Below are 24115 nucleotides of genomic sequence, written 5' to 3' on the forward strand. Positions count from 1 at the left end.
GCGCGATGTCGAGAGCGGGTTGTTCTTCGATCCCGCGAAGATGCATGTGCTCGACCACGACGGCAAATATCTGAAGGTGCGCGGCCCCCTCAACATCGCCCGCCCCGTGCAGGGCTGGCCCGTGATCGTGCAGGCGGGCGCCTCGGAAGACGGCAAGCAGCTTGCGGCCGAGACGGCGGAGGCCGTCTTCACCGGCGGCGGCAGCCTCGCCGACGGCCAGAAGCTCTATGCCGACATCAAGGGCCGCATGGAGAAGATCGGCCGCGACCCCGAGCATCTGAAGATCCTGCCCGGCGCTTTCGTCGTGGTCGGCGACAGCGTCGACGAGGCCAGGGAGAAACGGGCGCTGCTCGACAGCCGCGTGCACTATGACAGCGCCATCGCTTCGCTCTCGGTCATCCTTGGCACCGATGCCTCCGGCTTCGACCCTGACGGACAATTGCCTGATATCCCGGAGACCAATGCCAGCAAGAGCGGCCGCCAGCGCTTGGTCGATCTTGCGAGGCGCGACAAGCTCACGGTGCGCCAGCTCGCCCAGCGCGTCGGCGGCTATGGCGGACTGTCCTTCGTCGGCACGGCCAAGACGATCGCCGACCAGATGGAGGAATGGCTGGTCGGGCGCGGCTCCGACGGCTTCAACATCATGTTCCCGTTCCTGCCCCAAGGCCTCGACGATTTCGTCGACAAGGTCGTCCCGGAGCTGCAGCGGCGCGGGATTTTCCGGAAAGAGTATGAAGGGGCCACTTTGAGGGAGAATCTGGGGCTTCCACGGCCGAAAAACCGGTTCTTCGAGGCCTGATCGGTCCGATTTGGTTGGTTTTCCAGCCCTAAAACCTTGACATCAGGCGGTTTCTGGCTAGGTTGCCGTCCAACGCGGGCCGTTTGGCCGGCTCCAGATTCCCCTGATTTTCTGAGGTTCAGAACATGGCCAAAGCGGTCACCATCAAGGTCAAGCTCGTGTCCTCGGCCGACACCGGCTTCTACTACGTCGCCAAGAAGAATTCGCGCACCATGACCGACAAGCTGGTCAAGAAGAAGTACGATCCGGTCGCGCGCAAGCACGTCGAATTCAAGGAAGCCAAGATCAAGTAAGATCGGCTGATACGTTGAAGAATTTGCGGGGCCTTGTCGGGCCCCGTTTTCGTTTGTGCCCCCTCGTGTCCCGAACGCGATGCAGCGCGTAGCGTCGAAGTGACGCTCTTGGCCCGGCCGCGTCGCATGCCGATGCCGATTCTATCGGCAGACATCTCATCAACCCTTGGTTGCTCGTCTCCAAATGCATGTTATCGTGCACTTACCGGGACGGCATTTCCGGCCCGGATTGGGGAGGTCATGTCATGAGGTTGTCGTCAGGCTTGATCGTGCCTTCAACCATCGCTGCCCTGTCCACCGCCCTATTGTGCAGCCCGGCCTCGTCGCAGATCCCGACAGGTCCCGCCGCCACGCTTCCCGCCGTCTCGGTCGATGCACCGAAGCGGGTGGAAAGGCCACATCGCGTGGAGCGCGAGACAAATACGGGAGCGTCTCGCCGAGCGTCCCCGGCCACGCAAACTTCAGCCGCACGGACACCTTCCTATGCCCCGGGATCAGTGATGGGGAGGATTGCCCACCTGGAGAGCGTCGCAAGCAGCTGCAATGGTGGCTGTGCATCGAGCTTCGCACACGGCAAAGAGCCCTGGATTGGCTGCAGCGAGTCGGGCGGCAACATCAATTATGGCCCTCTCTCGCCAACCTGCCGAGACACCATCACCCATACGTCCTACGAAAACTGCGTCGAGACGAAGGTTTTCCTGGGCGAGTTTCGAAACCGAGCCCACTGGTTTTGCAGCAGTCTGCAGGTCGGCAACAGGTTCAAGGTCGCAGACCTCAAGCGAACGGCACGTCGCTGAGCCAGCAGCGATCTGAATCGCGGACTCGACCGACGACTGTCGCGGGGCCTCTCGGCCCCGCCCGAAGTTCGCTATACAAACAAATCGTGCGTGAGATGATGCTGGACGCCTCTCGCGTGATCAAAGGCGCTTTGCTCCGCATCTGAAGGGCCAACCAGGTCGAAAGCCGAGACTGGCGGCGGTCCCTCATGCGCGGCTGCGTGCAGACCATAGCCAATGAAATCCGGTCCGTGGCCACCATGCATCTCAGGCGTCGTTGAAGTTCCGGAAGCCGCATTTTCATTTTTGAAATGAAATGAATCTCCGAGCTCTGGGGCAGTTTCCTTTTGTGCTGGACCCGAGCGATCGGTCGCTTGGTCCTTGGCTTCAGCGTGCCCGCTCGAGCCCGCATGCGGATTTCCTGCAGCGGACTCGTGCAAGTCTCTCTCGGACTGGCCGGACTTGCCACCGCCGGCCGGGCCCGCCTCACCGCTGGCATGTTGTTCGGCAGCGGCCGAACCGTGACCGGACTTGTGTAAATCGCCCTGCGACTGCGCATCATTGGACTCGTCACCCGACGATGCGTGCTCGGAGTGCCCCTTGGCGAGCCCGGTGTCGTCTTTCGACTCCTGCACATCACCCTGCGATTGCCCGTGATTGGAACCGACCTCCGGTGAGCCTTGCTTGTCGTGCTGCTTGGAGGCTGGGCCGCCGTCCTCGTCGTCGTGCAAACCAGTTTGCGGCTGACCGGCATTGGACTCGTCTACTCCGGCCGCCTGCGTTCTGTCATGTTCGCTATTTCCCGACGCGCCGGTCGCGGCGGTCTGCGCAATGCCGCCATGATCGATTGGGGCGTCGACGGCTCCGGATCCGACATGCGGGGTGGCGTTGTTGCTTGCGCCGACTTCACCCGCATCCACACCCATGATCTGAACGGCATCGCCGTGTGCGCCGATGGTATCGCTTCGGGGACCCTCGAACGCAAACGATTGATGGTCAATGTCAGGATGCAGCCAAGCGAGATTGTCGAAGCTGCCGAGATTCGCATCGGCGTTGCCGCTCAAATTGAGCGCGGACGCCTCGCCTGCATCGTGTCCGGGAGCCGACGCAAGAACGGCATCAGCAAAATTGGCCGCATGCGCGACGCTGTTCAGCACCTCGCAGATCCAGATCCCGACCGCCGTCGTCAGGAAAGGAGCGTAGCTGCCCAGGGCAGCTCTTGCAGCGTTGGTGGTCTGCAACGCGAGCGTCCCGGGGACAATATCGGGGCTCGATTGGACGAGCTTGCCGGCCCGCCCCAGCGTCTCGGTGATGGGAGTTTCCCCGCGGACGGCTTTGAACGCGGATTTCGCCGCTTTGCCGGAGGCAGGCGTCGTCTTCTTGTCGTGGACCTTGATGGTGATGACCTCGGTGGTGCCGTCTGCGGTCTCCACCGTAAAACTATCGGTCAATGCATCGCCGAATCCGGTTGCCTTGGCGCCCCTGAAGTCTTCGAGCGCGGCATAAATCAGAGCTGCGAGCGCACCGATCCCGCCGTAAAGCCGCGACAGAGCGAACGCCGCCACCTCGGTCCGGCTCTTGATCTCGAGCTGCGTCGATACTTGATTGAGCCGCGCCTTGATCGTGCCTGTGGAGACCTTGAGTTGGCGCGCGATCTGTTTGTTCGACATGCCGCAAGCAACCAGGCGCATGATCTTGCGCTCCTGATCCGTCAGCGCGGCCAATCCAGTTTCGTCCAACGCTCCATCTTCTTGCTTGCCGGGCCTCGCCCGGTCGGAGGCGGGTGCCACCAGCCTCAGCGACTGCAACAGGTGTTTGGGTTCCTCACGCATCGAAATCGCACAGCAAGTGCCCGCAGCGATTGCGGCGGCAAGCTCGCCATGTGCGAGCGACGCGGTGTAGAACACCAGCCGTGTGGGAATCTTCTCGGCCTTGACGACGGCGAGCATCTCGGCAGCCGTGACGTCTGAAAATCCGTCCTCGACAAGCACGAGATCCGGCGCCAACATCCGAATTGCCTTCAGGCAGCCGGCTCCATCGGGACACGAAGCGACCACCGCGAAATCGCGCTCTGCCGCAAACAGCGAGGCAAAGCCCTGCAGAACGATCGGGCGGCGATCTGCTATCACAAGCCGGATGGGGCGCATGCGCGCTTTCGTCGCCAACATTATGCGCTCAAGGACGGTTTGAGGTTCAGCGGCATGCTACTTTCAAGAGCAGCGCAGCAACGCATGACGCCCCGCTAAGTTCCGGAGAAAACGCCGGTCGGAGGGCGTTCCTGCTTGCAGTGGACCCGCCGAAAGACTGGCCCGGACCTATGCCGTCCGCAGCACCGGTGCCGGCGGCTGCGAGGGGCGGATCAGCGCGAACGCGACCTGGATGATGCCACCGGCAAGACCGAGCGCCACGCCGATGCGCCAGGCCATGGTGTAGGAGCCGAGCGCGTCGTAGATCAGCCCTCCGCCGTAGGCGCCGAGGAAGCTGCCGATCTGGTGGCTCATGAAGGCGAGGCCCTGGATCATGGCCTGCCAGCGCAGGCCGAACATCTCGGCGACGGCGCCCGCGACCAGCGGGCCGACGCCCATCCAGAGGAAGCCCATGATGGCGCCGAACAGCAACGTCGAGAACGGCGTCGCGGGCAGCGTGAAGTACCAGGCCAGCGCGAGCGAGCGCAGGATGTAGATGGCGCCCAGCAGCGCGAGCTTGTTCCAGCGCTGGCCGGCCCAGCCGAAGAACAGCGAACCGAGCACGTTGAAGCCGCCGATCATGCCGAGCGTCTGCGCGCTCAGCATCGGATCGAGGCCGCAGATCGCCAGATACGACGGCAGATGCGTCGTGAGGAAGACGAGCTGCATGCCGCAGACGAGATAGGCGCAGGTCATCACCACAAAGGAAGCATTGCGGAACGCCGCCCTGGTCACGGAGGCAGCCGTGGCATCGCCGATGTCGTCGGCGGCCGGCTTCGGCAGCGGAATGGCGTCGACGCGGCCCGCGTACCATGCGGCGGGGATCATCAGTACCGACATGACGACGAAACCGGCGAGCCCGATCCGCCAGCCAAACCCCTCGTTGAGCATCTGCCCGATCGGTGCCGACAGCAGCGCGCCGAGCGAGCCCGCGCCGGAGACGATCCCGAGCACGGTCGAGCGCACCGTCGCAGGCACCGCGCGCGCCGCCACCGACATCGCGATCGCAGCCGCGGTACAGGCGAGCGAGGTGCCGATCAACACGCCGGCGCCGATCATGATGCTGACGAGCCCGCCCGCGGTCGCCATCAAGGCGAGACCCGCGATGTACATCAATGCGCCCGCGATCATGATGGGACGGAAGCCGAAGCGCACCGTCATCGCGCCCGCAAGCGGCTGGAGAAAGCCCCAGGCCAGGTTCTGCATGGCGAGGGCCAGTGTGAAGTCCGAGACCGACAGGTGGATGTCGTGCGTCAGCGGCTGCATGAAGATGCCGAGCGACTGCCGCAGTCCCATGCTCAGCGTCAGCATGATCGAGGCGCCGATCAGGATCGGCAATGTCGGACGCAGGACCTGCAACAGGGGCATTTTTTGTCTCCCTTTTGGGCGCGGCACGCGTGCCGGCGTCTGCTTTTGCCGCTGATTTTGATTACACAGACCTGTGTACTTAGGCTATAGATGGCTGCGACTGTCAAGCGAACAGGATGCGCGCGACCGCATGGCTCCCCCGCCCGCCCCACAGACGATGAAAGAGCGGATCCTCCAGACCGCCGACAAGCTGTTCTATCTGCAAGGCATTCGTGCCATCGGCGTCGACACCATCGCGGCCGAGGTCGGGATCAGCAAGCGCACGCTCTACAACCACTTCCCTTCCAAGGACGCGCTGATCGCGGCCTATCTCGAGCGCCGCTTCGTCCACGCCCGCCCCTCCGACAAGCCGCCGGCCGAACAGATTCTCGCGACCTTCGATTCGCTGGAGCGGCGCTTTGCGATGAAGGGTTTTCGCGGCTGCCCGTTCGTGAATGCGGTGGCCGAGCTCGGCCCTGCCGACCGCGCCGTGAAGAAGATCGCCATCGCCTTCAAAGAAAGCCGCCGCCTCTGGTTTCGCGAGCGGCTGACCGAACTCGGCGTTACGGAGGCCGATGCACTCGCCACCCAACTCGTGCTGCTGGTCGACGGCTCGATTGCCCAGGACTTGGTGCGTGACGATCCCGCGATGGCACGCGCCGCGAAGGAAGCCGCGAAGGTGCTGTTGCGGAATGCGGGCGTGGATGTGGGTGGTGATGCGAGGAAGCCAGCGCCCGTGAAGGGCAAGCGCTCACCCCAATGACCGCTGTCATCCCGGACAAGCGCAGCGAAGCGGAGCGCAGATCCGGGATCGATAACCACAGGCAGTTGTTTGGCGAAGACTCGGAGTGGTCAGCTCGCTCCCCAACCCCTCCCTGGGGTTATGGGTCCCTGCGTTCGCAGGGACGACAGCTGAGTGTTAGGCGCGCACCAACGCCCCTCGCCTCACGCGGCGTGCGACACCACGCGATTGCGCCCGTCGTGCTTGGCGCGGTAGAGCGCGGTGTCGGCGCGCTTGAGAACGTCGGAAACTGCCTCGCCCTTCTGCTCCAGCGTGGTCAGCCCGATCGAGATCGTGACCTCGATCCGCTTGGTGCCCTTGTGGACCGCGAACGGCTCGCCCGCGATCGAGCGGCGCAGGCGCTCGGCAACCATGCCCGCGACGTGGAGATCGGTCTCGGGCATCACGATGACGAATTCCTCGCCGCCATAGCGGCAGGCGAGATCGATGCCGCGGATCGATTTGCGCACGCGCACGGCGAATTCCCGCAGCACGTCGTCGCCGGCGTCGTGGCCATAGGTGTCGTTGATCGACTTGAAATAGTCGATGTCGAGGATCATGAGCGCCAGAGGCTTGCCGCGCGTCGCGGCCTGCTCGGCGAGCGTTGCCAGATGGCTCTCCATGTAACGGCGATTGTGCAGGCCGGTGAGCGCGTCGGTGATCGCCATCTCGATCGAGTTCTGCACGTTGTCGCGCAGATGATCGGTATAGCGGCGGCGGCGGATCTGAGTGCGGGCGCGCGCCAAGAGCTCGGTCTTGTCGATCGGGCGCAGCAAATAGTCGTTGACGCCGATCTCGAGGCCACGCAGCAGCCGCGTGGAGTTTTCCGCTTCCGCGATCGCGAGGATCGGCACGTGACGGGTGCGCTCCAGCGAGCGGGCCTGGCTGCATAGCCTGAGGCCGTCGAAATTGTTCAGATCGAGCGACACGATCAAGAGATCGTAATTGCCCTCGGCGGCATGGAACAGAGCTTCGGTCGGGTTGGGCTCGACCTCCACGGTGTGCTCGGCGGCGAGGATCGTCGCCAGCCGCTCGTAGGAGGACTCGCGGTCGTCGACCAGGAGGATGCGGCCGCCCTTGCCGGTGTCAGCCACCGCGCTCCGCTCCGGGGCCTGCATGCCGATCTCGAGCGAGGTGATGGCGCGCATGCGCAGCTCGTCGGTCATCATCTTCAACCGCGTCAGCGAGCGCACGCGCGCGATCAGCACCACGTCGGAGACGGGCTTGGTCAGGAAGTCGTCGGCGCCGGCTTCCAGGCCGCGGTTGCGGTCGGACGGGCTGTCGAGCGCGGTGACCATGACGACGGGGATGTGGTGGGTGGCCGGATCGGTCTTCAGCCGGCGGCAGACTTCATAGCCGTCCATGTCGGGCATCATCACGTCGAGCAGGATGATGTCGCATTCGGCGCGGCGGGCCAGCGCCAGCGCCTCGGTGCCGTTCGAGGCGGTCATCACGTCGAAATATTCGGCGGAGAGACGGGCCTCTAACAGTTTGACGTTGGCGGGAACGTCATCGACCACAAGGATACGCGCGGACACTTTGAACTCACTTCCTATCCGATAAAACGCCGGACCGTCTCAATGAATTTGCCGACCGAGATCGGCTTGGACAAATAGGCTTCGCAGCCGCCCTCGCGGATGCGCTCTTCGTCGCCCTTCATCGCGAACGCCGTGACCGCGACGACGGGAATGGCGCGCAGTTCCGGATCGTCCTTGATCCAGCGTGTCACCTCGAGCCCCGACACCTGAGGCAATTGAATATCCATCAGCACCAGGTCGGGCCGCATCTTGCGCACGAGGTCGAGCGCCTCGTAGCCGTTGCTGGTGCCGGAGGTCTGGTAGCCGTGCGCCTCCAGCAGGTCGCGGAAGAGCTTCATGTTCAGCTCGTTGTCTTCCACGATCAGGACGGTCTTAGCCATCCCGCCCTCCTGTTTGGTCCCGACGACCGGTGCATGTAAACGCCTCAGGCACCGCTTTCCGGTGCTTCGAAAACTGGATTCAAACTAGCCTCAGATTCGCTTGAGTTTCGTTAAACCCGAGCGGCCACTTTCTGCGATGTGGTTTCCAGTTGCTTGTCTGGGGCCGCAAGACGCAACGCCAAGACTCAGTCCCAAAACTCAACGCCAAAACTCAACGCCAAGACTCGGCGCCAAGACTCGGGCATAGTCCAAAGTAGACACCGAAAGTTAACGGAAAGGCAAACCTCGCCCTTGAAAAAGCCTGTTCACAACCCCCGCGAAGTTGCTGAAATCGTTGCGATTCAGGCGCTGTCTTTTGTTGCGGGCGCCCCCGAAAGGCTGGGCCTGTTCCTGGCCGAGACAGGGGTCGGTCCGGAGACCCTCCGGAACGCCGCCTCGGACCCGAATTTCCTGCTCAGCGTGCTCGATTTCGTGCTGCGTGATGATGAGACCGTGAAGGCCTTCGCCAAGGCCTCGGAACTGCATCCGACCAACGTTGCCGCGGCGCGGCAAGTGCTGGGCGATCCGCTCGGCGACCGGACCTGGGAGCGCGACGTGCCGTGACCGCCCCCGATCCGGCCGGGCCCCGCTGCTTCTGCCGGGATTGTCTGGCCGATCTGGATATGGGCGGGCGGCGCTGTTCCGCCTGCGGCTCCCCTCGCCTCGTCCGCCACCGCGGGCGCGCCGGGCTCACCATCGCCCATATCGACTGCGACGCCTTTTATGCGACGGTCGAGAAGCGCGACAATCCTGAGATCGCGGACAAGCCGGTCATCATCGGCGGCGGCAAGCGCGGCGTGGTCTCGGCGGCCTGCTACATCGCACGCACCTACGGCGTACGTTCGGCGATGCCGATGTTCAGGGCGTTGGAAGCCTGCCCGCATGCCACCGTGATCCCACCCGACATGGCAAAGTATGTTCGTGTCGGCCGCGAGGTACGGCAGGCCATGCAGGCGCTGACGCCGCTGGTCGAGCCGCTCTCGATCGACGAGGCCTTTCTCGATCTCTCGGGCACCGAGCGCGTGCACCGCATGATTCCCGCAAAGGTGCTGGCGCGCTTTGCCCGCGACGTCGAGCGCGACATCGGCATCACCGTTTCGGTTGGGCTCTCCTGCAACAAGTTCCTGGCCAAGATCGCCTCCGATCTCGACAAGCCCCGCGGCTTTGCGGCGCTTGACCAGGAAGAAGCGCGAACGATGCTCGCCGAGAAGCCGGTCGGCTTCATCTTCGGGGTCGGGCCCGCCACGCAGGAACGCCTTGCGCAGCGCGGCTTCCGCATCATCGCCGATCTGCAAAAGGCCGATGAGATCGAGTTGATGAGGCAATTCCCCAGCGACGGCCGCCGGCTGTGGCGGCTCGCGCGCGGCATCGACGACCGCCGCGTCGAGCCGGACCGCGGCGCCAAGACGATTTCGAGTGAAACGACGTTCGAAACGGACATCCGCGATTTCGCCTCGCTTGAAAAAATCCTCTGGCGGCTGTGCGAAAAGACCTCGTCGCGGCTCAAGAGCAGCGAACTCGCCGGCTCGACCGTCACGCTGAAGCTGAAGACCGCCGATTTCCGCCAACGCACCCGCTCGCAGTCGATCGCCGCGCCGACGCAGCTTGCCGCCAAGATCTTTTCGATCTGCCGGGAGATGCTGGCCAAGGAAATCGACGGCACCGCCTTCCGCCTGATGGGCGCCGGCGTCAGCGCGCTGCGCGACGGCTCCCCCGCCGACGACACCGACATGCTCGATCGCCGCGCCGCCCATGCCGAGCGCGCGGTCGACAGCCTGCGCAAGAAATTCGGCAATGCCGCGGTGATCCGCGGCATCGCGTATGACGGGCCGGAAAGGACGCAGGAGTGATCTGGCAGGCCGCTTCCACGCCGTCATTGCGTGGCTGGACCGCCTCCTGAAAGAAGGCCGCAATGACAGGCGAACGCGATCTCGACGTATTGCTGAACCACATGAAGCCTGAGCTTCAGCCCGGCATCTTCGTGTTCTGCACCATCACGCTACATCAGAACATTCCCGCAGCACTCAATCCACTGCTGACGTTCCGCGAGCACGAGGGAACGACGCTGGTCATCCCGCGTGAAGAGGCCGCAGCGGCAGGACTGGCTTTCGCGTTTGCCTCGCGCCTGATCACCTTGACGGTCCACTCCGCGCTCGATGCCGTGGGCTTCCTGGCAGCCATCACGGCGCGTCTCGCCGCAGCCGGCATCAGCGCCAATGCCGTGTCGGCCTTCCACCACGATCATCTCTTCGTGCCCGTGGATCGGGCCGACGATGCGATGGCCGTCTTGCAGGAAATCTCCAGGAACGGTTCGTAGCTCGCCGCTTTTTCGAGAATGTCAGCATGGCATCATGCCACTGTTTTGCCGACGCGTTAAATGGAATTCGCGAAATACGAAATCGATCTCGGACTTCTACTGTGCATGGGTTTGTTTCTCATTTTTTGATGAAGTCCGGGCCGGCACGCCTCAATCCGCCACTGCGATCGCCTCGATCTCGATCAGCCATTCCGGCGCGGCGAGCGCGGAGACACCGACGAGGGTCGAAGCCGGCGGCTCCATGCCTTCGAAGAAGGCCGAGCGGGCCTTGCCGATGATCGGGCGCAGCTCCGGCTTGTAGCCGACGACGAAGGTCGTGATCTTGACGATGTTGGCGTAGGTCGCGCCGGCCGCCTTCAGGGCATGGCCGAGATTCTGCATCACCTGCGTGGTCTGCGCAGCGATGTCGCCCTCGCCGACGATCCGCCCCTCCTCGTCTACCGACACCTGGCCGGAGATGTAGATCGTGCGTGCGCCGGAGGCGGTGACGACGTGGGAATAAGCGGGATTGTGGTGCAGGCCGCTGGGACGCAGATGGTCGAGCTTGGGCATGGGCTGGCTCCCGGAGTTGTGGTTGACGGGGAGCGTAGCTGGAGACTGTGTCGAGAGCTAGCCTCATCCCTTAATTGCAGGGCTTGCTGTCCTTGACGTCGAACTTGCCCATCGCTCCGGAGATGACAAAGTCGTTGTAGTCGAGTACGAGCCGGCGGGAGACGCCGTTCTCGTAGAGCTCGAACGACATCGCATAGACAGGCGTCTGCTCGCCTTCCTTCTGTTTGACGTCACGGTCGAAATAGCTGACGGTCACGGGCCAGCGCTTCAGCGATTTCATGTGCTCGTCGGAGGTGGACGGATCGGGCGAAGCGGTGTGGTCGGCCGGGATCGGCTGGCCGATCACCGTCAGCGTGTTGTAGACCTTCTGGCCGTCGTCGGAGCCGTCATAGACGGAGAGCTCCAGCAGCGATTTGCCTTCCTTGGCAGCCGCAATGATGCGCTGGATCTGCTCGGTGGGGAACACGATCTTGCCGTCGAGGGTGAAGGTCTTCGGCGCCGGCAGCTTCAGCTTGACGTTGATGTGATCGCCGTCGCGTTCAGCCGAGCCGTCGACGAGGCCAGACTCGGTCTCGTTCATCCGCGTCTCGATCTTGAAGCGATAGCTTTTTCCTGCGGCGTCCTCCCAGGAGTTGGAGCGGAGGTCGCTCAGCGTGACCTTGCCCTCGCCGCTGTCGAGTTCGGAGACCTGGCGGAATTCGGAGGTGTAGCCCTCGCAGGTGCTTCCGGTGAAGTTGTAGAGGATGCGGCCGCGCGCGCTGCTGATCGAGTTCGAGCGAGATTTGACCAGGCTGAGGTCATACAGCGCCTGATGCGCGAGGAAAGGGCCGCTGGCCGCCGGCGCCCCATTGGCGGGGCCGAAAGCGATCGCCGCGAGCGCCATCACACCGAGCGAAGTCCGGAAAAGGTGCACCATGTCTGTTCCTTGAGGATGCGTCCTTGGGGAAAGCGCAGATTCGACATTTTAATGACCGTCCCATTGCGCCGCAACTGAGGCCGGTTCACGTAAACTTGCGGCGCCGGCTTTGAACCGCCTGCTCGGTTACAACGGATTGCAGCCCCCTCCGGTTGCTTGCATGTGACAGCCCAATGAGCGAAACAGGGCGCCGCCCGGCGCCCCTCGGACGCGCACGGGCGGATGAATTCCTGAACGGATTTTAGACAACGAGGTCGAACATGGCGGGCACGGTCGAGCAGAAACTGGCGGAACAGGGCATCAAGCTGCACGAGGCCCCCACCCCCGTCGCCAATTACGTGCCGTTCGTGCGCACCGGCAATCTGCTGTTCATCTCCGGCCAGGTCTGCTTCGACCCCGCCGGCAAGCTGATCGCCAAGGGCAAACTGGGCGCCGGCGTCTCGCTCGAGGACGGTGCTGCAGCCGCGCGCGGCTGTGCTGTCAACCTGCTCGCGCAGGTCAAGGCGGCGGTCGGCGACCTCGATAAGGTGGTGCGCGTGGTGCGCCTTGGCGGCTTCATCAACTCGGCGCCGGATTTCCTGGATGGCCCGAAAGTGCTGAACGGCGCCTCCGATCTGATGGTCGCCGCCTTCGGTGACAAGGGTCGTCACGCCCGCACCACCGTCGGCGTCGCTTCGCTGCCCGCGGATGCGGCCGTCGAGGTTGAAGGCGTATTCGAAGTCGCCTGAGGCAACATCGTGCGTGCTCCGGATTGGCTGACAGCGCGGCCGGTCGCCCACCGCGGCCTGCATGACATTTCCCGTGGCATCGTCGAGAACATGCCTGGCGCGGTGCAAGCCGCGATATCGGGCAATTTCTCGATCGAGGTCGATATCCAGCTCTCGGCTGACGGCGAGGCCATGGTGCACCACGACCATGCGCTAGGCCGCCTCACCGAGGCGACCGGTCCGCTGGTCGCAAAGACCGCTGCGGAGCTGAAAGCCATCCCCTTCAAGGATACGCCCGAGCGGATGATGTCGCTCAGCGACCTCTGCGCCATCGTCGCCGGCCGCGTGCCGCTGGTGATCGAGGTGAAGAGCCGTTTTGACGGCGACCGCAAGCTGGTGAAGCGGATGGCCGAAGTGCTGGCCTCCTATGACGGGCGAGCTGTGGGCATGTCCTTCGATCCCGATCAGGTGCTGGCGCTACGCGACTTGCTACCCTCCCGTCCCCGCGGCATCGTCGCGCAGCGGAGCTATGAGGACGAGTACTGGGCCCACCTGACCAAAGCGCAGCGCGACAGCATGCTGCACCTGCGCCACGGCTTCCAGACCCAGCCGCATTTCGTCGCCTTCAAGGTCGATCACCTCCCGGCACCCGCCCCCTGGATCGCCCGCAACGTCTTCGGCTGCGCCCTGCTCGGCTGGACCGTGCGCACGCCCGAGCAGCGGTGGCGGGTCGCGCAATATGCGGATCAGATGATTTTCGAGGGCTTCGTGCCGTAGGGGCACACCTCCGGCCCCCTTGAAGTCGCTGCTGCAATGCACGATCTTGGGCTTAATGGTATCATCTGAAATTACGCTAGAGGCCGTCCCCTCCATGAGCGATGTCTCGCCCGAGGATTGGGACGCCTGCGCCAATCCCGCCGGCCGCTGCAAGGGCGGCGACAAGGGATCCTCATCCGCACTTTCAGGCGATTCCCTCACGCCCTTAAAACCTGCCTACAACCCCTTCGTCTCGCACGCATTTCTTTCTGCGGTCGAGAAATCGGGTTCGGCAACGATCCGCACCGGTTGGGGACCGCGGCATCTTGTGGCCAAGATCGACGGCCGCGTCGCCGGCGTCGTGCCCTGCTATCTGAAGTCGCACAGCCAAGGCGAATATGTCTTCGATCGCGGCTGGGCCGACGCTTACGAGCGCGCCGGGGGACGCTATTATCCGAAGCTCCAGGTCTCGGTTCCCTTCACGCCCGCCACGGGCCCCCGGCTCCTGGTCCGCGACGGCGTCGACCGCGAGCGCATCATGGAGGCGCTGGCGAGCGGGCTGGTGGCGCTGTGCGGCGTCAGCAAGGCGTCCTCCGTGCACGTCACCTTCGCGCGCGAGGCGGAGTGGAAGCTGCTCGCCCGGCACGGCTTCCTCCAGCGCACCGACCAGCAGTTCCACTGGCACAACGAGGGCTTTGCCAGGTTCGACGATTTCCTGGCCACGCTGAATTCGCGTCACCGCAAATCGATCAAGCGCGAGCGACGCGACGCGCTCGCCTCGGGGATCACCATCCACTGGCTCACCGGAAAAGACATCACCGAGGCGGCCTGGGATGCCTTTTTCGAATTCTACATGGAGACCGGCTCGCGCAAATGGGGTCGGCCGTACCTGACGCGCGAGTTCTTTTCGCTGATCGGCGAGACCATGAGCGAGGACGTGCTGCTGGTGATGGCCCGTCGCAACGATCGGTGGATCGCGGGTGCCATCAACTTTATCGGCTCGGACACGCTGTTCGGCCGCAATTGGGGTGCGGTCGAGCATCATCCGTTCCTGCATTTCGAGGTCTGCTACTATCAGGCGATCGACTTCGCCATCAAACACGGCCTCGCGCATGTCGAAGCCGGCGCGCAGGGCGAGCACAAGATCGCGCGCGGCTACCTGCCGCGAACCACCTACTCGGCTCATTTCATCGCCGATCCAGGCCTGCGCCGCGCCATCGACGACTACCTCAAGCGCGAGCGAGCCTATATCGCGGAAGCCGGACGAGAGCTGGCTGAGCTCGGGCCCTTCCGGAAAGGCATTGACGAGGCGCCTTGACGGTTTGCCGCCGCTGATGACAGTAAGCGGGAAAGTTTCGAGGGAGCCGCCGCCATGACCGCCTATGACACCAACAACATCTTCGCAAAGATCCTGCGCGGCGAGCTGCCCTGCCACAAGATCTATGAAGACGAGCATGTCTTCGCCTTCCTCGACATCATGCCCCGCGTCCCCGGCCACACGCTGGTGATCCCGAAGGCCCCTGCCCGCAACATCCTCGACGTTACGCCGGACGACTATGCCCATGTGGCGCGGGCTGCGAAGATGATCGCGATCGCCGCGATGAAGGCGTTCAATGCCGATGGCATCACCGTGCAGCAGTTCAACGAATCTGCCGGCGGCCAAGTCGTGTTTCATCTCCACATGCACGTGATGCCCCGCCATGACGGCGTTGCGATGCTGCCACCTGCAAGCCGCAAGGAAGACGCCAAGGTCCTGGAAGAGACCGCGACCAAGCTGATCGCGGCGCTCAAGGCGCTCTAGATCTCACCACCCGTCATTGCGGGCGTAGCGAAGCAATCCAGACTGCCTCGCAGGGACCGCCTGGATTGCTTCGTCGCAAGAGCTCCTTGCAATGACGGGAAGGCAGCGGTGTACCCTCATTCCGTCTGAAAGTCCCCCGACTGCGGCGCTGCCAACGGGGTGAACTCACAGCGATCCGGCTTGATGTCGATCAGCGGCGTGTCGTCGAGGCAGTCGAGGCCGCGAACCAGGATGGTGTTGCCCTCGATTCCGATCAGCTTGACGATCGACGTGCCGATCGGATTGGGCCTGACCGGGGAGCGCAGCGAGAACGTGCCGCGGGTCTTCTCATTGCTCTTCGGACTTTGCAGCACGATGTCGCGGCGCGACTTGTCGAGCCAATAGAGCACTTCGAGATTACTGTAGAAGTCGACGCCCTTGATCGCCGGCACGAAGGGCTCGAAAATCTCAAGGCGACAGACCGGGCCGTCAGTGCGCCCCTGCCGGGGCGTCTCCAGCCGCGAGGCCCAGGGCGTACGGATGCGGCCGATGAAGACGAGGCCGGCATCCTCAGTCGAAGGCAGCTCGATGGCAACCTCGCCTTCGCGGAGCTCGTTTTCGCGCACCATATTTCCAGTTCCTTGGCTATTCGAGGTGGTTTTAGCCCAACCAACACCTGCCGGCCAGCGTGAAGACTTCCCCGGCGAAAACGCCCGTGCATGCGCTCTTCTTACCCCCTCACGCCGCGGTTCTTCAGCACGAAGCACGCCCCGCCCGCTTTCCGGATGCGATTGCAGAGATCGTCCGCCTCGGGTCGCGTGTCGGCGCCGATGCGCACCTGGTAGAAGGCGTGCGAACCACGGCTTCGCATGACCGAGCTCAACAGGCTGGGATCGCGGTCACCGATCACGCCGCTCAGGCGCGTGACGGCGCGTGAGTACATCGCCAGCGCCTTGTTGCGGTCGAAGCCGGCGGCGAGCTGCACGCCCCAGATCTTGGCGGCCGCGAGCTCGACATGCTGCTCGAGCTCGGCGACGAACGGGTTCGGCGCGCGCTTCAGCAGCGCCATCAGGTCGCGGCAGCTCGTCGGCGGGGAGCTCGGCGGCCCCTTGCCGGTGCTGCCGGCCTTGGCCCATGTATCGACTGTAGCCCCAGTGATGGCATAGACGTAGTTGCGGGTCTGCTCCGGCATGCCACCGGTGCCGGCGAGCCATTCCTGCACCCGCCGCGGCCCGGCATTGTAGGCGGCGGCCGCGAGGCCAAGATTGCCGAACTGGTTGCGTAGCTCGTTCAAGAACTCCGCCGACTTCGGCAGGGCCTGCACCGGATTGAAGGGATTGAGCAGCCCCCGCTCGCTCGCCGTGCCCGGCATGAACTGCGCGATCCCCTGCGCCTGCTCGCCGCTGCGCGTCACGGGCCCCACCGCATCGGCCTGGAAGCGGCTCTCCTGCCAGATCACCCGGGCGAAGAATTCCAGCGGCAGATTCGCATCACGGGCGGCGGCCTCCACGATCAGGCAGATCGATTCCCGCGTATCGCTTTCGCGGTCGTCTGCAGGCTTCTCCGGTGGCTTGGCAGGTGGCGTCTCAGGCACTTGGACGCTCGGGGCCGCGGGTTCAATCGGGCTGTCCTCGGCCTCTCCCCGTGTCGCTGAGACCAGCAATGCGACAATGACGAGTGACGCTATCCGCGCCAGTCTTGCCCACGTATCATTGTGGTGGGCGCGGGCACGGTATGCAACAACATGGTCTGCCATATCGTGGCGTTGTGCCATAGTTCGACGAGTTGCCAATCGATGCTGAGTGACCTGCTTCTCCCAATGCTTTCCCCCGCCCGACGGATCCATAGCGTCCTTGTCTTCGTCTTCGCCGCGCTCATGTTCTGCGCCGCACCGACCAAGGCGCAAATCAGCCCGAACAGTACCGCTCAAACCGTCTGGCGGATGACCACCGAATATCCAGAGAACAACATATCCGGGATCGGGCTCGTCACTTTCGCCGATCGCGTCGCCGCGCGCACAAACGGTTTCGTGACCGTGACCAACGCCTTTGACAATCAGCTGAAGATCAGCTCGGGCGAAATGCCGCGCGCGGCGCTGGATGGCCGGATCGCCGGAGGCGATGCCTTCGCAGGCGCGCTTTCCGGCGTTGACCCCGTGCTCGGCCTTTCAACTCTTCCCTTCGTGGTACAATCGGTCGATATTGCCGCCGCGGTCAATTCGCGGGCGCGGCCGCTCTACGAGAAGGCCCTCGCCGCCCGCGGCCTCAAGCTGCTCTATCTAACGATCTGGCCGGCGACGGGCCTTTGGTCAGACCGATCCCTTGCGGGCGCCGATGATCTGCCGAAACTCCATCTGCGCGCTTACGATGCCAATTCCAGCGAGGTGATGAAGGTGGCCGGCGCGAACGCGCAATTCCTTCCGATGGACAGCGCGCTTGCCGGGCTCAGGGAGCACCGGCTGAACGCATTCCTCACCTCCGGTGACGGCGGCGCAGGACGCAAGCTATGGGATTTCCTGCCCTATTTCGCGGCCATCAACTACGCAATGCCGGTCTCGATCGCCTTCGTCCGGAACAAGGCGTTCGCCGCGCTGCCCGAGCCGATGCAGCGCGAGGTGCTGGCCGCCGCGGCCGAGACCGAGCAAACCCAGCTCGCGCTCCTAGCCCATCGATCGACCGAAAATTACGCCCGCATGCGGGACAATGGCGTCCACATTACCGAGCCCGCACCTGCGTCCCTTGTCGCGGCGCTGCGAACGGCCGCGACGGGCACGATCACCGCTTGGGAAGCGCAAGCCGGCGTAGATGCCGCCGCGATCGTCGAATGGGCGAGACAGCAATGACGCGACGGCTCTTGACTTGAAGTCCGATCCGACTAGCAACGGGCCGGCAGATTCAACCCGGGCCGCTCCTGATGGCAACAATCTTCTTCGACCTCGACGGCACGCTGACCAACCCAAAACCCGGGATCACGCGCTCGATCCAGTACGCCCTGGACAAGCTGAGCCTCGCCGTCCCCAGTGAGGATGAGCTGACCTGGTGCATCGGGCCGCCGCTGCATGCGAGCCTCCAGAAGCTCACAGGTAGCTCGGACCTGGCCGACCGGGCGCTGCTGCTCTATCGCGAGCGATTCAGCGATATCGGCCTGTTTGAGAACGAGGCCTATACCGGCATAGTGGATACGCTGGCGACGCTTGCAGCAACCAACCAGCGCATGTTCGTGGCGACCAGCAAGCCTGCCGTCTACGCCACCCGCATCGTCGATCATTTCGGTTTAAAGTCCTATTTCGAGCGTGTGTTCGGCTCGGAGCTCGACGGCACGCGCGTGGACAAGCGTGACCTCCTCCGCTACGCGCTCGAGGAGACCAAGGCGAATGCGGACAGCGCCATTATGATCGGCGACCGCAGCCATGATGTGGTCGGGGCCCGGACCAACGGCATGACGGCGATCGGGGTGCTCTATGGCTATGGCAGCGAGGCCGAACTGAAGGATGCCGGCGCCCATCACATCTGTGCCGCGCATCCTGAACTGCTCGGTCACTGCGTGACCTAGGCAGCGATTGTCTCGACAGCCGCAAGCATCCCTGTCTTCGGATGACAGTTGAGATATTCGAAGAACTGCTCATCGGCCGCTGCCACCGTGACCTCATGATAGAGCCGCAGCTTCGCTGACGGCCCCAGCGTCGACAGATACTTCATCGCCGCACCGAAGATCTTCACATGGGTCGGATGCGATTCCGCCCACCGCTCCAGCGCGGCCAAGCTCTTCCACCAGCTCTGACCATAGGATTTCTCGCTCGCGCTGCCATCAGCCGAGAGCACCTGCATGTAACGGTTGGCATAGCAGCCGATTGCAAGGCCGTCGTCGCGCAGAAAATCCATGCCTTCGCGCAGCACCGGCTCGACGTCGTCGAGATAGAGCTTTCGTTCCGAGGCCTCGGTATCGCTCCAGTCCTGCCCGGAGCGGATCAGGCAAAGATTGTCGTGCGCCTTTACGCGCATCCGTGCGCCGTCGCGGACCAGTTCGGGATCGCCGCCCGGCGACATCGGATCGGTCTGCGACAGCGGAATACGGTCGCGCATGCCGCCCCAATAGGCGTGCTCCTGCACCTCGCCGCTCATGCCCTCAGCGATGACCGCGACACCTTCTGGCCTGCCGAGCGAGGAGAACAGCGTCTCGTGCCGCGCCACGGTGGGACGCAGCACCTCGATGAAGGTGCCGATGTCCTCGCGTGTCTTTCCGGTCCACGCCTCGCGCGCGGGCATAAACCAGGCGTCGAAGTGCGGGATATCGTCCCAATAGGCCACCGAGACAATATTCACGTACCCGGCCTCGTCGACATAGCGCGCGCGATCCCAATGCGAGGGGCCGCCCTCATCGGCAAACAGCCGAGCGATTTCGGCGAGCGCTTCCGCCGCAGCCGCCGGTGATGTCCCACGATATTGCACGCCGAAATAAGCCAATACGACGCGGTTCACGCCGGGCTTGTAGCGCGCCACGAACGAGGGATATGGCGGCCGGTAATCATCGGGCACGCGTTTGTGGCGGGTACGCTGGATTTCGAGATGTGCAGGAATTGCGGATTCCATAATCATGTCCTCCCCTCGTCCCTGATGATCAACTCGCTGCCAGGGCAATATCCGCCGGCTCGACGGTGTCGACCGGCAGCGCGAACGGCTCGACGCGCTTGTAAGACTTCTTGTTGAGCAGCAGCCGCGTGACGTCAGGCCGCGAGTAGTGCCCGGCGGGATCGGCGGCGTTCTTGGCAACGCCGATGGCGCCGAGATCGATCTCAGCCATCAGCAGCCCCTCTTGGTCGGGTGCAAGCTTGTCGCCGATCTGGCTGCCGTCGGGACCATAGATCGCGGCGAAACCGCCGCCCACATGCAGCAACGCGTTCTTGTCCGGCCGGTCACAGAGCTCGTCGATCATCGCCTGCGAGACCGTCGCGCAAGGCGCCAGCACGAAGCAGGAGCCTTCAACCGCATAAACGCGCGAGGCGGCGTTGTTGACCTCAGCCCCGAGAGCCGGAGCGAAAGGATCATACAACGAGAAGCTCGGCCACGCCGCGACATGCACCTGCTCGTTCTGGGCATACATGGCGTATTTCGACAGTGGCTGGAGATGCTCCCAGCAGCACAGCGCACCGATGCGGCCGATGTCCGGGCGCGCATGAACCGCGAGATCGCTGCCGTCGCCTTCGCCGTAAACCGTGCGCTCGGCATGGGTCGGCCGCAATTTGCGGCGCTTGGCGATCGTCTCGCCGTCCGGCCCGATCAGCCATTGCGCCAGATAGAGGCTGCCGCCATCGCGCTCGGACAGGCCGATCACCGCCGTAAGCTTGGCCTTGCGGACAGCATCGCGCAATCGCTCGGCCTGCGGGCTGTCGTAGGACAGTGAATTGTCGAAATAGCGCTGCACAAAGCCGCGGCCGATCGCCCAGGCAGGCGAGTCCATCCAGATATGCCAGGGGTAGCCGGGGATGAAGGCCTCTGGGAACGCGATCAGCTTGGCGCCTTTCTCCGCCGCCTCCCTGATCAGCGCGATCGACTTGTCGATCGAGGCGTCGAGGTCGAGCCAGGCCGGCGCCGCCTGCACCACCGCGACCTTGTATTTCGGATGTTCAATGCCCATTGCCACCTCCTTTGCCGGTTGATCCAAGACCACGTCCGATGCAGTCTATTGGGCCAAGCTGTGCGGGCATGCGCTCGACCACGGTGGAACAAAAACTCGACTGGAAGGGATCGCGCGCCGGGTACGGAATTTGCCTGCGGGCGTGGTCTGGTTTTGCTGGAAGTAGAAAGGGAGGCCTGCCGATGACGATCCAGTTCACGACAGACGGCAGCCCCGGCTACCGGCGGCTCGCTCTCTGGCAGGACATCGTTTGCGACGTCTTCGTCGGGCTCGACTGCAAGTCGGATCTCGGCAGCGCCTTTCACGGCTCGGTCACGCAGATCCCGCTCGGCAAAGCCGTTTGCTCCGAAGTCCGCTCCGACCGCCAACACGTTTTCCGCACGCCATCGCGCATCGCACGTTCGGATCAGGACTATATCCTGGTCGCGCTCGGCAATCGCGGCGATGGCGGCGTGGTGCAGGACGGCCGCGAAACCGTGATTCATCCCGGCGAATTCGCGCTCTACGACACCACGCGTCCCTATGAGCTGAAGTTCAGGGACAGCTTCTCCCAGACGATATTCAAGGTGCCCCGCGAAATGTTGCAGCGGCGGCTGGGCGGCACCGAGACGCTCACCGCGATCACGTTCGGGGCCGATGTGCCGCTCGAACGGCTGGCCTGTGATTTCATCTTCAGGCTTTGCCAGAGCGCGGACCGGCTCGCGCCCAACAACGCCGCCGCTTTGTCCGAGCAGGCCGTCGACCTGCTGGCGATGGCGCTCAGCGAGCGACTCGGCAAGACTTCTCTGCCCTCCTCGACCCATCGCTCCGCCCTGCTTTGCCGGCTCAAGGCGCATATCCGCGCGCGCCTCGCCGATCCCGATCTCTCGCTGGCCGATACCGCCGCGGCGCTCGGGATCTCGTCGCGCTATGTCAATGATCTCCTCGCCGACGAGGGTACCTCGTTCCAGCGCCATGTGCTCGCGGAGCGCCTCGCCCAGTGCAAGCGCGACCTCGCCTCGCCCGTGCTCGCCCACCGCCACATCGGCGAAATTGCGTTTGCCTGGGGCTTCAACGACGTCTCGCATTTCGGCCGCGTCTTTCGCGAGCATTTCGGCATGTCGCCGCGCGATTACAGGCAAAGCCAGCTGCGGCACTGACGTCCGCCACGCGCCCGCCCTTGAGCTGAATCAAGTCCGCTTGCGCAGTTCATGGCATCCTGCGAGGATCGCGGGGGCTCCCGATGCGCCGATTTGCCATGAAGGCCCTGTTCACGGTTCTTTCGTTCGGAAGAGGGGAGCGAGAGAGGATCGATTGGGATCGCCGCATCCTGATCTTCTCCACAGCGGTAACGATCGCCTTGATTGCGCTCTACGTCTGGGCCAAGGCAACCGCGCGCTGGGAATGACGGGAGTACACGATGAAGAGGTTCGCGCCGATCCTGCTGGCCATCGGCGTTCTGTGGAGCACCGCCAGTCAAGCCCTGGACCTCGAGCAGCGGCGCGCCGGAGCAATGCTGCAGCGGATGTGCGCGCGGTGCCACGCCGTCGGCAGGACGGGTGCGAGCCCGAACGAACTGGCGCCGCCGTTCCGTTATCTCGGCGAGAACAAGCTCTACGATCCCGACTTCATGCAGCGCCTTCAAGACGGCTACAGCAGCATTCATCGCGCCATGCCGACGGCTCGATTCGGCCGTGACGATGCCGAGGCCGTGGTAAGCTACCTGAGGGCGATTCAGGAGCCGCGGAGGTCGAAATAGGGCTGAAATGCCCACGGCTTCGGCTGGAACCATCCCGGGTCGGACCAAGTTGCGGACCAGTGACCGCGCCTCAACCGAATTCGCTTTACGATGTCATCAACCACAATCGAGCACGTCGACGGCCTGCCGCAGCCACAACGCAACCAGGCGGTGCTGACCATTGCGCTCGGCATCATCATGGCCGTGGTCGACAGCGCCATCGCCAATGTCGCACTGCCGACGATCGCAGCCGACCTGAATGCGAGCCCTGCGTTCTCGATCTGGATCGTCAATGGCTACCAGCTCGCGATCACCATCTCGTTGCTGCCGCTGGCTTCGCTCGGCGAGATCGTCGGCTATCGCCGCGTGTATCTGGTCGGGCTCGTGCTGTTCACGCTCGCATCTGCCTTCTGCGCGCTGGCGCATACTCTGCCGTTGCTCACCATCGCACGCATCATCCAGGGGTTCGGCGCGGCCGGCATCATGAGCGTCAACTCGGCGCTGGTGCGCTTTACCTATCCGCGCAGCCTGCTCGGCCGCGGCATCGGACTTAACGCACTCGTCGTCGCCTTCTCCGCTGCCGTCGGACCGACGCTTGCTGCCGGCATCCTCGCAGTCGGCAGCTGGCCCTGGCTGTTCGCCATCAACGTCCCGCTTGGCATCGCCACGCTCGTGCTCGGCCTGCGCAGCCTGCCGCATACAACGCCGGCGAGTCATTCCTTTGATTGGCAAAGCGCGGGGCTTTCTGCGATCACCTTCGGCGTCGGCATCGCCGCGATCGATAGCGTCGGCCATGGCGAGGCGGCGATCACCTGTCTCATCCAGTTCGCCATCGCAATCGTCGCTGGCGCTTCGCTCATTTATCGCGAAACGCACATGAAATCGCCGCTCCTGCCGGTCGATCTGCTGCGCATCCCGGTGTTCGGGCTATCGATTGCCACCTCCATCGCATCGTTCTGCGGGCAAATGCTGGCCTTCGTGGCCATCCCCTTTTATCTCCAGAGCCGCTTCGGCTATTCGGCCGTGCATATGGGCCTGCTGATCACGCCCTGGCCAATCGCGGTGGCGTTCGCAGCTCCCCTCGCAGGCCGCCTTGTCGAGCACTATCCGGCCGGCCTGCTCGGCGGCATCGGACTCGCACTGTTCGCCTGTGGTCTCGCCGCGCTGGCCCTGCTGCCGGCGAGTCCGACGCCACTCGATGTCATCTGGCGGATGGCGCTGGCGGGGGCCGGCTTCGGCCTGTTCCAGACGCCCAACAACCGCACCATGATCGCCGCCGCCCCACGCGAGCGCGCCGGCGGCGCCAGCGGCATGCTGGGCACGGCGCGCCTGCTCGGCCAGACCACCGGAGCTGCGCTGGTCGCGCTGTTCCTCGGCCGCTATCCGATCGATGGGACCCGCATCGCGCTCCTTACCGGCGTCGGATTTGCCCTCTGCGGCGCCATGCTGAGCATGCTGAGGCTGTCGCCCGCGGGCGCCCGCGGCGCCGAACATGTCCGGGTGCAGGACGATCAACGCCTGCGGGGCGAATGAGGCCACCCGGCAGACGTGAAGCTGGAACAACAAAAAGGCCGGCTTTTCAGCCGGCCTTCCTGAT

At 64.1% G+C, this 24115-nt stretch carries 26 protein-coding genes; 16 read left to right on the forward strand and 10 right to left on the reverse strand.

Translation table 11 applies throughout. The features are described 5' to 3' along the window. Positions 1 to 799: NtaA/DmoA family FMN-dependent monooxygenase (locus tag IF809_RS18955; protein WP_462838194.1), on the forward strand; the 799-nt coding region annotated here is incomplete at its 5' end. A 125-nt stretch (positions 800 to 924) separates the two neighbouring features. Beyond that, positions 925 to 1092 (forward strand): 50S ribosomal protein L33, encoded by a 168-nt coding sequence (gene rpmG, locus IF809_RS18960; RefSeq protein WP_057756569.1) that lies wholly within the window; start codon positions 925 to 927, stop codon positions 1090 to 1092. Positions 1093 to 1960: 868 nt separating this feature from the next. On the opposite strand, the gene IF809_RS18965 is transcribed toward rpmG, so the two are convergent. Further along, positions 1961 to 4036, reverse strand: coding sequence for a LuxR C-terminal-related transcriptional regulator (locus tag IF809_RS18965; RefSeq protein ID WP_462838195.1), 2076 nt, complete (start codon positions 4034 to 4036; stop codon positions 1961 to 1963). Positions 4037 to 4183: 147 nt separating this feature from the next. Next, complete coding sequence (locus tag IF809_RS18970; RefSeq protein WP_462838196.1) at positions 4184 to 5422, reverse strand: MFS transporter; 1239 nt, start codon at positions 5420 to 5422, stop codon at positions 4184 to 4186. 130 nt (positions 5423 to 5552) lie between these two features. Here IF809_RS18970 and IF809_RS18975 point away from each other — a divergent pair, with 130 nt between their 5' ends. Continuing rightward, positions 5553 to 6164 carry a TetR/AcrR family transcriptional regulator gene (locus IF809_RS18975; RefSeq protein WP_462838197.1) on the forward strand — a complete coding sequence of 204 codons (612 nt, stop codon included), beginning with the start codon at positions 5553 to 5555 and terminating at the stop codon, positions 6162 to 6164. 182 nt (positions 6165 to 6346) lie between these two features. On the opposite strand, the gene IF809_RS18980 is transcribed toward IF809_RS18975, so the two are convergent. Further along, complete coding sequence (locus tag IF809_RS18980; protein ID WP_453983487.1) at positions 6347 to 7720, reverse strand: PleD family two-component system response regulator; 1374 nt, start codon at positions 7718 to 7720, stop codon at positions 6347 to 6349. A gap of 14 nt (positions 7721 to 7734) precedes the next feature. Then, positions 7735 to 8100, reverse strand: coding sequence for a response regulator (locus IF809_RS18985; RefSeq protein ID WP_008566616.1), 366 nt, complete (start codon positions 8098 to 8100; stop codon positions 7735 to 7737). A 291-nt stretch (positions 8101 to 8391) separates the two neighbouring features. On the opposite strand from IF809_RS18985, the gene IF809_RS18990 reads away from it, so the two are divergent. The 3 genes from IF809_RS18990 to IF809_RS19000 all read left to right on the forward strand — a co-directional run bounded on the left by IF809_RS18990 (position 8392) and on the right by IF809_RS19000 (position 10456). Then, positions 8392 to 8703, forward strand: a complete 312-nt coding sequence (locus tag IF809_RS18990) for a DUF3572 domain-containing protein (protein WP_462838198.1) — start codon at positions 8392 to 8394, stop codon at positions 8701 to 8703. Next, the gene (locus tag IF809_RS18995) at positions 8700 to 9989 is read left to right on the forward strand and encodes a DNA polymerase IV (protein ID WP_462838199.1); all 1290 of its coding nucleotides are present in this window, start codon (positions 8700 to 8702) and stop codon (positions 9987 to 9989) included. The genes IF809_RS18990 and IF809_RS18995 overlap by 4 nt, the downstream gene beginning before the upstream one ends. 62 nt (positions 9990 to 10051) lie before the next feature. Beyond that, positions 10052 to 10456: an ACT domain-containing protein gene (locus tag IF809_RS19000; RefSeq protein WP_462838200.1), complete on the forward strand. Its 405-nt coding sequence runs from the start codon at positions 10052 to 10054 to the stop codon at positions 10454 to 10456. 150 nt (positions 10457 to 10606) lie between these two features. Here IF809_RS19000 and IF809_RS19005 read toward each other — a convergent pair whose 3' ends face one another. Next, on the reverse strand, positions 10607 to 11008 hold the full coding sequence (locus IF809_RS19005; protein WP_057751440.1) for a RidA family protein: 402 nt from the start codon (positions 11006 to 11008) through the stop codon (positions 10607 to 10609). 70 nt (positions 11009 to 11078) lie between these two features. Then, positions 11079 to 11924, reverse strand: a complete 846-nt coding sequence (locus IF809_RS19010) for a cell envelope integrity EipB family protein (RefSeq protein ID WP_128966689.1) — start codon at positions 11922 to 11924, stop codon at positions 11079 to 11081. A 260-nt stretch (positions 11925 to 12184) separates the two neighbouring features. On the opposite strand from IF809_RS19010, the gene IF809_RS19015 reads away from it, so the two are divergent. Genes IF809_RS19015 through IF809_RS19030 form a run of 4 tightly spaced genes read left to right on the forward strand, consistent with a single transcriptional unit; the run spans position 12185 to position 15188 of the window. Then, positions 12185 to 12652 carry a RidA family protein gene (locus IF809_RS19015; RefSeq protein WP_128966690.1) on the forward strand — a complete coding sequence of 156 codons (468 nt, stop codon included), beginning with the start codon at positions 12185 to 12187 and terminating at the stop codon, positions 12650 to 12652. A gap of 9 nt (positions 12653 to 12661) precedes the next feature. Then, positions 12662 to 13408 (forward strand): glycerophosphodiester phosphodiesterase, encoded by a 747-nt coding sequence (locus tag IF809_RS19020; protein ID WP_453983482.1) that lies wholly within the window; start codon positions 12662 to 12664, stop codon positions 13406 to 13408. 55 nt (positions 13409 to 13463) lie between these two features. Continuing rightward, a complete protein-coding gene (locus tag IF809_RS19025) occupies positions 13464 to 14705 on the forward strand; it encodes a GNAT family N-acetyltransferase (RefSeq protein ID WP_462838201.1) in 1242 nt (413 codons plus the stop codon). Between the two features lie 54 nt (positions 14706 to 14759). Next, positions 14760 to 15188: an HIT family protein gene (locus IF809_RS19030; protein ID WP_453983480.1), complete on the forward strand. Its 429-nt coding sequence runs from the start codon at positions 14760 to 14762 to the stop codon at positions 15186 to 15188. Between the two features lie 116 nt (positions 15189 to 15304). Here the strand turns inward: IF809_RS19030 and tsaA are convergent, their stop codons facing one another. Next, positions 15305 to 15796, reverse strand: coding sequence for a tRNA (N6-threonylcarbamoyladenosine(37)-N6)-methyltransferase TrmO (gene tsaA / locus IF809_RS19035; protein ID WP_453983479.1), 492 nt, complete (start codon positions 15794 to 15796; stop codon positions 15305 to 15307). Between the two features lie 101 nt (positions 15797 to 15897). Then, complete coding sequence (locus IF809_RS19040) at positions 15898 to 16923, reverse strand: transglycosylase SLT domain-containing protein (protein WP_453997347.1); 1026 nt, start codon at positions 16921 to 16923, stop codon at positions 15898 to 15900. Between the two features lie 39 nt (positions 16924 to 16962). Between IF809_RS19040 and IF809_RS19045 the strand changes: the two genes are divergently transcribed. Then, a complete protein-coding gene (locus IF809_RS19045; protein ID WP_462838202.1) occupies positions 16963 to 18009 on the forward strand; it encodes a TRAP transporter substrate-binding protein in 1047 nt (348 codons plus the stop codon). A 71-nt stretch (positions 18010 to 18080) separates the two neighbouring features. Next, positions 18081 to 18719: an HAD family hydrolase gene (locus tag IF809_RS19050; protein ID WP_453997344.1), complete on the forward strand. Its 639-nt coding sequence runs from the start codon at positions 18081 to 18083 to the stop codon at positions 18717 to 18719. Here IF809_RS19050 and IF809_RS19055 read toward each other — a convergent pair. Next, the gene (locus tag IF809_RS19055) at positions 18716 to 19756 is read right to left on the reverse strand and encodes a phenylacetaldoxime dehydratase family protein (RefSeq protein WP_462838203.1); all 1041 of its coding nucleotides are present in this window, start codon (positions 19754 to 19756) and stop codon (positions 18716 to 18718) included. The two genes, IF809_RS19050 and IF809_RS19055, sit on opposite strands and share 4 nt — an antisense overlap. 28 nt (positions 19757 to 19784) lie before the next feature. Beyond that, on the reverse strand, positions 19785 to 20801 hold the full coding sequence (locus tag IF809_RS19060; RefSeq protein WP_453983474.1) for a carbon-nitrogen hydrolase family protein: 1017 nt from the start codon (positions 20799 to 20801) through the stop codon (positions 19785 to 19787). Positions 20802 to 20983: 182 nt separating this feature from the next. Between IF809_RS19060 and IF809_RS19065 the strand changes: the two genes are divergently transcribed. The 4 genes from IF809_RS19065 to IF809_RS19080 all read left to right on the forward strand — a co-directional run bounded on the left by IF809_RS19065 (position 20984) and on the right by IF809_RS19080 (position 24051). Beyond that, positions 20984 to 21940 carry an AraC-like ligand-binding domain-containing protein gene (locus IF809_RS19065; RefSeq protein WP_453997340.1) on the forward strand — a complete coding sequence of 319 codons (957 nt, stop codon included), beginning with the start codon at positions 20984 to 20986 and terminating at the stop codon, positions 21938 to 21940. A 98-nt stretch (positions 21941 to 22038) separates the two neighbouring features. Beyond that, positions 22039 to 22188 carry a hypothetical protein gene (locus IF809_RS19070; RefSeq protein WP_462838204.1) on the forward strand — a complete coding sequence of 50 codons (150 nt, stop codon included), beginning with the start codon at positions 22039 to 22041 and terminating at the stop codon, positions 22186 to 22188. 12 nt (positions 22189 to 22200) lie between these two features. Beyond that, complete coding sequence (locus IF809_RS19075) at positions 22201 to 22539, forward strand: c-type cytochrome (RefSeq protein ID WP_462838205.1); 339 nt, start codon at positions 22201 to 22203, stop codon at positions 22537 to 22539. Between the two features lie 90 nt (positions 22540 to 22629). Beyond that, positions 22630 to 24051, forward strand: a complete 1422-nt coding sequence (locus IF809_RS19080) for an MFS transporter (protein ID WP_453983471.1) — start codon at positions 22630 to 22632, stop codon at positions 24049 to 24051. Positions 24052 to 24115: the final 64 nt, after the last annotated feature.

Source organism: Bradyrhizobium sp. UFLA06-24, assembly GCF_054967145.1.

Excerpts from the sequence above, each read along its gene's own strand:
- rpmG (WP_057756569.1), top strand. The coding sequence starts at position 925 with ATGGCCAAAGCGGTCACCATCAAGGTCAAGCTCGTGTCCTCGGCCGAC.
- IF809_RS18965 (WP_462838195.1), bottom strand. The coding sequence starts at position 4,036 with ATGTTGGCGACGAAAGCGCGCATGCGCCCCATCCGGCTTGTGATAGCA.
- IF809_RS18970 (WP_462838196.1), bottom strand. The coding sequence starts at position 5,422 with ATGCCCCTGTTGCAGGTCCTGCGTCCGACATTGCCGATCCTGATCGGC.
- IF809_RS18975 (WP_462838197.1), top strand. The coding sequence starts at position 5,553 with ATGGCTCCCCCGCCCGCCCCACAGACGATGAAAGAGCGGATCCTCCAG.
- IF809_RS18985 (WP_008566616.1), bottom strand. The coding sequence starts at position 8,100 with ATGGCTAAGACCGTCCTGATCGTGGAAGACAACGAGCTGAACATGAAG.
- IF809_RS19000 (WP_462838200.1), top strand. The coding sequence starts at position 10,052 with ATGACAGGCGAACGCGATCTCGACGTATTGCTGAACCACATGAAGCCT.
- IF809_RS19005 (WP_057751440.1), bottom strand. The coding sequence starts at position 11,008 with ATGCCCAAGCTCGACCATCTGCGTCCCAGCGGCCTGCACCACAATCCC.
- IF809_RS19010 (WP_128966689.1), bottom strand. The coding sequence starts at position 11,924 with ATGGTGCACCTTTTCCGGACTTCGCTCGGTGTGATGGCGCTCGCGGCG.
- IF809_RS19015 (WP_128966690.1), top strand. The coding sequence starts at position 12,185 with ATGGCGGGCACGGTCGAGCAGAAACTGGCGGAACAGGGCATCAAGCTG.
- IF809_RS19025 (WP_462838201.1), top strand. The coding sequence starts at position 13,464 with ATGGTATCATCTGAAATTACGCTAGAGGCCGTCCCCTCCATGAGCGAT.
- IF809_RS19030 (WP_453983480.1), top strand. The coding sequence starts at position 14,760 with ATGACCGCCTATGACACCAACAACATCTTCGCAAAGATCCTGCGCGGC.
- tsaA (WP_453983479.1), bottom strand. The coding sequence starts at position 15,796 with ATGGTGCGCGAAAACGAGCTCCGCGAAGGCGAGGTTGCCATCGAGCTG.
- IF809_RS19040 (WP_453997347.1), bottom strand. The coding sequence starts at position 16,923 with ATGGCAGACCATGTTGTTGCATACCGTGCCCGCGCCCACCACAATGAT.
- IF809_RS19045 (WP_462838202.1), top strand. The coding sequence starts at position 16,963 with ATGCTGAGTGACCTGCTTCTCCCAATGCTTTCCCCCGCCCGACGGATC.
- IF809_RS19050 (WP_453997344.1), top strand. The coding sequence starts at position 18,081 with ATGGCAACAATCTTCTTCGACCTCGACGGCACGCTGACCAACCCAAAA.
- IF809_RS19055 (WP_462838203.1), bottom strand. The coding sequence starts at position 19,756 with ATGGAATCCGCAATTCCTGCACATCTCGAAATCCAGCGTACCCGCCAC.
- IF809_RS19060 (WP_453983474.1), bottom strand. The coding sequence starts at position 20,801 with ATGGGCATTGAACATCCGAAATACAAGGTCGCGGTGGTGCAGGCGGCG.
- IF809_RS19065 (WP_453997340.1), top strand. The coding sequence starts at position 20,984 with ATGACGATCCAGTTCACGACAGACGGCAGCCCCGGCTACCGGCGGCTC.
- IF809_RS19070 (WP_462838204.1), top strand. The coding sequence starts at position 22,039 with ATGAAGGCCCTGTTCACGGTTCTTTCGTTCGGAAGAGGGGAGCGAGAG.
- IF809_RS19075 (WP_462838205.1), top strand. The coding sequence starts at position 22,201 with ATGAAGAGGTTCGCGCCGATCCTGCTGGCCATCGGCGTTCTGTGGAGC.
- IF809_RS19080 (WP_453983471.1), top strand. The coding sequence starts at position 22,630 with ATGTCATCAACCACAATCGAGCACGTCGACGGCCTGCCGCAGCCACAA.